The sequence below is a fragment of the Paraliobacillus ryukyuensis genome, from assembly GCF_003315295.1.
Taxonomy (GTDB): Bacteria; Bacillota; Bacilli; order Bacillales; family Amphibacillaceae; genus Paraliobacillus; species Paraliobacillus ryukyuensis.
The window spans coordinates 1-6,320 of sequence record NZ_QNRI01000021.1 but is presented as its reverse complement, the minus strand read 5'-3'; the positions used below and the strand labels follow the sequence as shown (position 1 = coordinate 6,320).

Genomic DNA, 6,320 nt, shown 5'->3' with positions numbered 1-6,320 from the left:
GTGACACGTGCAGCTGACGAATACTAATCGATCGAGGACTTAACTAAATAACAAAAGTGGAAACGACCACAACAGTGGGAGTTGAAACTGGATGAAATTCTAACGTTTGATACCCTTGTCTTTCTTATCTGGTTTTGAAGGTACATGCCTTTAAAACAAAGGTTTAGTGACAATAGCGAAGAGGTCACACCTGTTCCCATGCCGAACACAGCAGTTAAGCTCTTCAGCGCCAATGGTAGTTGGGGCTTTGCCCCTGCGAGAGTAGGACGTCGCTAAGCTATTCAAAATTAAACTTTTCACCATGTGCAGCAACCTGTTCTTACATTAGTGTTTGTTCCACAGTAGCTCAGTGGTAGAGCTATCGGCTGTTAACCGATCGGTCGCAGGTTCGAATCCTGCCTGTGGAGCCATTTGCTTCCATAGCTCAGTGGTAGAGCACTTCCATGGTAAGGAAGGGGTCGCCGGTTCAAATCCGGCTGGAAGCTCTGCTTAAAACATTGATACAACAAGCTTTTACTCAAAACAGAGTAGAAGCTTTTTTTAATTTTAAAAGGTTTTGCCGACATTTCGCCGACAAAACCCTATTTTTTAGTGTTTTTTACTGTGATTTATTGTTACCTAATAAAGCTTGATCTAATTTTTCGCTCGCCAATTTATCTGCTTTTTCAATCGCATGTCCATATATATTCATAGTGGTAGAAATATCGCTATGACCTAATCGTTGTGAAATGATTTTAGCGTGCACGCCTTCGTTTATTAGTAATGTTGCTGACGTGTGCCTTAATGCGTGTATATTAATATATTTTAAATTATGTCGTTGCAAAAATCGCTTCCACCAGTTTTTCATGCTTGCAGGATTAAATGGCTTGCTATTTTCGTCGGCAAGAATGAAGTTATGTTCCCCATTCCTCCATAAATTACTTTTACCTTTAGCAAAACGTTCTTTTTTACGTGATGATTCTAATTGTTCTATTTGTTTTAGTAACGTATCCGATATATAAACATCACGACGTCTAGCTGCTCTCGTACCTTTTTTTATTTCGTGAACATCATAACCGCCATATTTGGTGTACGTTAAAGCTTGTCTTACATGTACAATACCTTTATCGAAGTCTATGTGTTTAAACTCTAAACCAAATAATTCTGATCGTCTCATTCCGGTTGTAATGGCTAACTTAACAATGATTTGCCAGTGAGGTACGTTAACTTCTGTTTCTAGTGCTTTAATTAGTTCGCTTGCTTCCTCTATGGTATAAACCTCTATCTCCTTGTAATCCACTTTAGGCTTTTTAATACCATCTAATGGAGAATTTTTAATCAATTGCATTTCTCTAGCAAAATTAAATAAATTATTTAAAATGCGAAAGTGATAGAATACAGTGCTACTCGCAAGCTTACCTCCATCTTTATGCATACCCTCATTTTGAAGGTTATCTATAAAATCAATGATATGTTTCGGTTTAATCTGATCTAATCGTAAATATTGAAAAGCAGGTATGATACGTAATTCTAAATACGTTATGTGTGTGGATAAGGTTGTGGATGATAAATGTCGCTTGGCATGTTTGGGGAGCCACTCATTCACAACAAAATCAACAAAATTCATTTTTTCGGGTTCGTAGTAATCGTCTCCTGTTACCTCTGAAACAAACTTTGTTAACTCTGTTTCAGCTTCACGTTTCTTGTTTGTCTGTATTGTTCGATATTTTTTATGTCGTCTTTTATTACCTGTCTTAGGATCCACATAATATCCGAGATCAACTTCTAATTGCCATTTACCATTTCCTCGATCCCTCATATGACCTTTAGCCATGTTCTAAACCTCCTTTCAAAAAAGCGCAGCTATGTGCGCTTTTAATTTTCTGAATTAACGTCAATTACTTCTAATTTATCTGTTTCATCAAGTCCAGTTATAGGTAAACCTTCACTTCTATATGCGATTTTAGAACTTAATAATAAGCCACCAAAATCTTCATCCTCGGCTTTTTCATGAATTCTTATAAAGGCGGCATACGTATTTAATCCTTCAAAAGTGTCTGTGTCAACTATTTCTTCCGAAACAGCTTTAGCTATATCTTTAAGTTCTTCTTCATCTCTGCTATCAGTAACAGCTCGGATATATAGGACGTTCTCATTACCGCTGTCGTTTTCTACAATTTCATAGTTTGGCGTTGCATCGTTTCCACAAGCGGATAAAATGAATATTGCTAAAATAGATAAGAACAAAAAGGTTCTTTTCATTCCTAAATCCCCCATTTTATTAGAATATATTACTGCTAGAATCTATATCAATCGCTTTTTACAATATAAATATGGATATAAACCGACTTTACCGCATCGCAGAATACCATTTTAAGCACATGAGATCATATTGCAAATTTGTTCGTATCATTAAATGTGAAGAAAGGAACAAGTACGTTAAATTTGAAGCTTTATTTTGTTGTAAAAAGCGTATAAACATAAAAAAACTTTATTTAAGCTATCAAGGCAAGATAAAAAAATGTTAATTGCTGTCTAATATTGTCGAAATGTTGCAATTAATTTTTTTAGTGTATTCCATAGCTCCCTTTATCATGGTAAAATAGAATTAAATATACGAACAGACGTTTCTATTTTGCGAACAAAATTTACACCATTTGGAAAAGGGGTAGTGCAGATTGGAAGAAAAAAAGGAAGAACTACATAAGTTGGTAAAGAACAGAAAAAAAGACCAAAAAGCACGTAAACTCATCGATCAAATCAAATTAAGCAAAAAAATATGTTCATGTTAGTTTTCTTTATTGGCGTCTGCCAAACCTTCGGCATACGCCTTTATCTTCGACCACAATCTATTTCTTTCATCCTCTGGAAGATTATCAAGTATTTCATCTAACTCCTTATATAACTTCTCGTCTTCTTCTTTTTCGGTTAATTCTGGATCATCACTTCTTCCTAATAAATAGTCTGTTGTTACATTATAGAAATCAGCAATGCTGTTTAGTAGTTTGTGGTCAGGACTTCTACTTCCATTCTCATAACCAGATAATGTATTTGATTTAATACCAAGTTTATCCGCTACTTGTTTTTGCAGTAATCCCTTTTTATCTCTTAATAATTTCAACCTATTAGCAAGTGCATTATTCTCCATATACACCAACCTTTCTACCAATGAATTATATCGCAATTCACGATTTTTTAAATATTTATTCGCAAAAACGTACATATTACTGTTGACAATCGCGAATCGCGATGTTATATTTAGATTAACAAATCACAAAACGCGATTCGAAAGAGGTGATAACAAGTATGAAAGAACTTAATAATATCAATGAAAAACTTAGATATTTAAGGGAATCAAACGGTTTAAAATCTAAGTTTGTAGCGAAAAAAATAGGTGTTTCTCCAGGTACTTATTCTGAATTCGAAACTGGAAAAAGAAATCCTAGAATTGAACATTTAATTGTATTAAGAGATTTATACAATATTAGCTTAGATGATCTTTTTTTTAATGATATAATCGCAAAACGCGATTTAAAGCAAAAGGAGTGTATTTCATGAATCCTTACAACATGATGATTAAACTTGGAAGATTAATTGAACAAGGTTTGGATGTGGACGAGCAACCGAAAGAAGTATTTAATTACTTTTCCGTTATGTCAGACTTCATGGAAGGTAAATCAGTCGATGAATTTTTTAGCGTTTTTCCTCCGGTTAAAAGGTATGAAGATGACGGAACTTGGGATTACTTTTCTACCTTAAGACTTAAACAAAAAATAGGAAAAACATTCACAAGAGAAAGTTTCCAAGAATTACTAATGTCTCATTGTTATGAAAACAGATATTTAATGAATCTAGGATTGGCGTTTATGAGTTGTATAAGCAATCTGTACGAAAAAGAAAATGGTCGTTCGGTCATGGAAGAATGGACTTTAAATAACGAGTTGACTGTTTATGAAGAAAGAAAAGGCGAACTACTACCAAAACTTTATCGCATTAAATAGGGGGAATTGAAATGAACCAAATTAAATCTTTTGAACACGAAATGTTTGGCGAACTACCGGTAATAGTTGTTGATGATGTTGAATGGTTTGGAGCAACAGAAGGCGCTAAAGCATTATCTTTCGGAAATCCCTACGACGCTTTAAAAAATCATGTCGAAGAAGATGACCTAGCCGTCCACGAGGTCATAGACCGATTAGGAAGAAAGCAACATAAAAAATTCATTAGCGAATCTGGTCTTTACAGTTTGATTATTGGAGCAGCTAAACAAGGTAACAATCAACAAATAAAACAACGAGCAAAAGTATTTAAAAAATGGGTAACAAGCGATGTACTTCCAACAATCAGAAAAACAGGCGGTTACGTTCAAGAAAACAGAGCGATTGATTTTGTTAATTCGTGGCTACCACAACTAGATGACAATTCAAAACAAGCTGTAGCTTCTACTTTAGAACAAAACAGGTATTTAGTAACGGAAAACAAAAAATTAGTAACAACCATTGAATCTCAAAAACCGAAAGTATTATTCGCTGAAGCTCTTGAAATTAGCGAAAACTCAATTTTAGTAAAAGATTTAGCCACATTATTAAAACAAAATGGTGTTGATACAGGTCAAAACAGACTTTTTAAATGGATGAGAGAAGAAGGTTATTTATTAAAAAGGAGCTCTTATTACAATAAACCTTCTCAAAAATCCATGGAACAAGGGCTATTTGAATTCGGAACAAGAGTTATAACTCATAACGATGGATCTACAAGCAACAGATATACACCTTACGTAACTGGAAAAGGTCAAATTTATTTTATGAACAAATTCATAGATAGACGAGGAGTGATCTAATGCAACGGTCAACGATGAACACACAAGAGGCTGCAGAATATTTAGGCGTGCACCCCAACACAATCAGAAAATATGTTGGAGAAGAACACCTACCAGTGTTGCGGTTCCCTGGTAGGAGGAAATGGTTATTTAGACGTGATCTCATTGATGAATGGATTGAGGAAAAATCTAAACCGCAAGTGTATGTAAACGAGGTTAGGCATGAGGAAAAAGAATATCCCTACGAATACACAACGCAAGGAAAAATCAGAGTACTTAGACCTTAATTATCGAAAAAAACCAACTAGGGGGTTGGCTATAAATACATTATATAGCCTTCCAATAAAAAATGTTATTCCAATGTTGAATATATTCAAAACTGGAATAAAAAGGAGGGTAGGAAAGTGAAAATAGATTTAGCAAACGAACCGCACTTGCTAAAACACACACGAAAGCGGAAGAAGCTAACTCAAGAACGTATGGCAGAGATTATGCACATTCCACAATCCACTATTTCAAAATTAGAAAACGGACTGATGGAGTTAGGTTCGAAAGACTTTTTCAAATGGATGCGCAAGACCGATTCACAGGACATACTTTTAGCACTTTCGTTAAATATCGACCCAACCGTAGCAACTGATCTTATATCAAACTTAATGCAAAGCGGACTATTAGGACTAATTTTAGGAGGTTTACTATGAATCAATTAGACGACTTTTTAGAAGCAGACAAGCCTAAAGCAGATCAACTACTGACTGACTTTATCAATCTATCAGAGAAAGCTGATATGTACTTTGATGCAAGTAACTACAGTAAAGCACATGAATTATATGATAAAGCAACAAAAAAGTTAGGGGAAGTAACAAAACTGAAAAACGCAAAATTAGAACACGACAGAACACGAGACATATCCAAAATAGCTTTATATCAGCAGAACCCGATGCAATTTTATAAAGAAGTTGAAAGAAGGTTGAGAGCATGAATGAAAAAGAACAAAGAAAAGAAAAAATACAAACAATCCTATTTGTTATAGCTTTTATAGCCAGTCTGGCATTTATGTATATTGCGATTATATCTAATAGTTAGGAGTGATGAAATGGACGTTAAAGACGAAATCGCACAAGAACTTAACATTGTTAGGTTGGGTTTGATGTTGGGGAGAGTACACGAAGAAATCGGAAACTTTAATTTTGCTGAATCTCACTTTCAAGCGGCGGAGGAAGCTAGTCAACGGATACAAGCATTTTATGAAGGGAAGTTAGAACATGAAAAATCCAACAGTAGTAATTGGAGGAAAAGAATATCCGGTTGTAAGCATGTTCTTCAATAGCAAAGGTCTTTTGAGAGATATAACTTATCGAAACGGGCATTCAGTTGAAATGATTTTTGATGATGAAGCGGATTTAAATAAGATATTGCGATTGGAACAAAAAAACAGCTAACCTGCTACCAACAGATTAGCGAACTAACTTAAATGAATAACTACATTATAGCACGAATTTTAAAATTTTAATAGATGGAG

10 protein-coding genes, 2 tRNA genes and 1 rRNA gene are annotated in these 6,320 nt (G+C 34.6%); 10 read left to right on the top strand and 3 right to left on the bottom strand.

The annotated features are described in order from the left end of the window. The first annotated feature begins 162 nt into the window (after positions 1-162). From rrf to DES48_RS15510, 3 genes are all read left to right on the top strand, one after another. Positions 163-278: ribosomal RNA gene (gene rrf, locus DES48_RS15520) — 5S ribosomal RNA — on the top strand. A gap of 57 nt (positions 279-335) precedes the next feature. Next, positions 336-410: transfer RNA gene (locus DES48_RS15515), tRNA-Asn, on the top strand. A gap of 3 nt (positions 411-413) precedes the next feature. Beyond that, positions 414-485, top strand: a tRNA-Thr gene (locus tag DES48_RS15510). 113 nt (positions 486-598) lie between these two features. Here DES48_RS15510 and DES48_RS15505 read toward each other — a convergent pair. The 3 genes from DES48_RS15505 to DES48_RS15495 all read right to left on the bottom strand — a co-directional run bounded on the left by DES48_RS15505 (position 599) and on the right by DES48_RS15495 (position 3,127). Further along, a complete protein-coding gene (locus DES48_RS15505; protein ID WP_113870207.1) occupies positions 599-1,813 on the bottom strand; it encodes a site-specific integrase in 1,215 nt (404 codons plus the stop codon). A gap of 41 nt (positions 1,814-1,854) precedes the next feature. Continuing rightward, complete coding sequence (locus DES48_RS15500) at positions 1,855-2,241, bottom strand: hypothetical protein (protein WP_113870206.1); 387 nt, start codon at positions 2,239-2,241, stop codon at positions 1,855-1,857. Between the two features lie 526 nt (positions 2,242-2,767). Continuing rightward, positions 2,768-3,127, bottom strand: coding sequence for a helix-turn-helix domain-containing protein (locus tag DES48_RS15495; protein WP_170126254.1), 360 nt, complete (start codon positions 3,125-3,127; stop codon positions 2,768-2,770). 158 nt (positions 3,128-3,285) lie between these two features. Between DES48_RS15495 and DES48_RS15490 the strand changes: the two genes are divergently transcribed. The 7 genes from DES48_RS15490 (at position 3,286) to DES48_RS16045 (ending at position 6,240) form a co-directional block, all read left to right on the top strand. After that, positions 3,286-3,537, top strand: coding sequence for a helix-turn-helix domain-containing protein (locus DES48_RS15490; protein WP_113870205.1), 252 nt, complete (start codon positions 3,286-3,288; stop codon positions 3,535-3,537). After that, on the top strand, positions 3,534-3,980 hold the full coding sequence (locus DES48_RS15485) for a hypothetical protein (protein ID WP_113870204.1): 447 nt from the start codon (positions 3,534-3,536) through the stop codon (positions 3,978-3,980). The genes DES48_RS15490 and DES48_RS15485 overlap by 4 nt, the downstream gene beginning before the upstream one ends. Positions 3,981-3,991: 11 nt before the next feature. Beyond that, complete coding sequence (locus DES48_RS15480; protein WP_113870203.1) at positions 3,992-4,819, top strand: phage antirepressor KilAC domain-containing protein; 828 nt, start codon at positions 3,992-3,994, stop codon at positions 4,817-4,819. Continuing rightward, positions 4,819-5,085: a helix-turn-helix domain-containing protein gene (locus DES48_RS15475; RefSeq protein WP_113870202.1), complete on the top strand. Its 267-nt coding sequence runs from the start codon at positions 4,819-4,821 to the stop codon at positions 5,083-5,085. Before DES48_RS15480 ends, DES48_RS15475 begins: the two co-directional genes overlap by 1 nt. 117 nt (positions 5,086-5,202) lie before the next feature. Beyond that, positions 5,203-5,499: a helix-turn-helix domain-containing protein gene (locus DES48_RS15470; RefSeq protein WP_170126253.1), complete on the top strand. Its 297-nt coding sequence runs from the start codon at positions 5,203-5,205 to the stop codon at positions 5,497-5,499. Next, entirely contained in the window at positions 5,496-5,780 is a 285-nt protein-coding gene (locus DES48_RS15465) for a hypothetical protein (RefSeq protein WP_113870200.1), read from the top strand. The genes DES48_RS15470 and DES48_RS15465 overlap by 4 nt, the downstream gene beginning before the upstream one ends. 283 nt (positions 5,781-6,063) lie before the next feature. Next, positions 6,064-6,240 (top strand): hypothetical protein, encoded by a 177-nt coding sequence (locus tag DES48_RS16045; RefSeq protein ID WP_170126252.1) that lies wholly within the window; start codon positions 6,064-6,066, stop codon positions 6,238-6,240. Positions 6,241-6,320 lie beyond the last annotated feature (80 nt).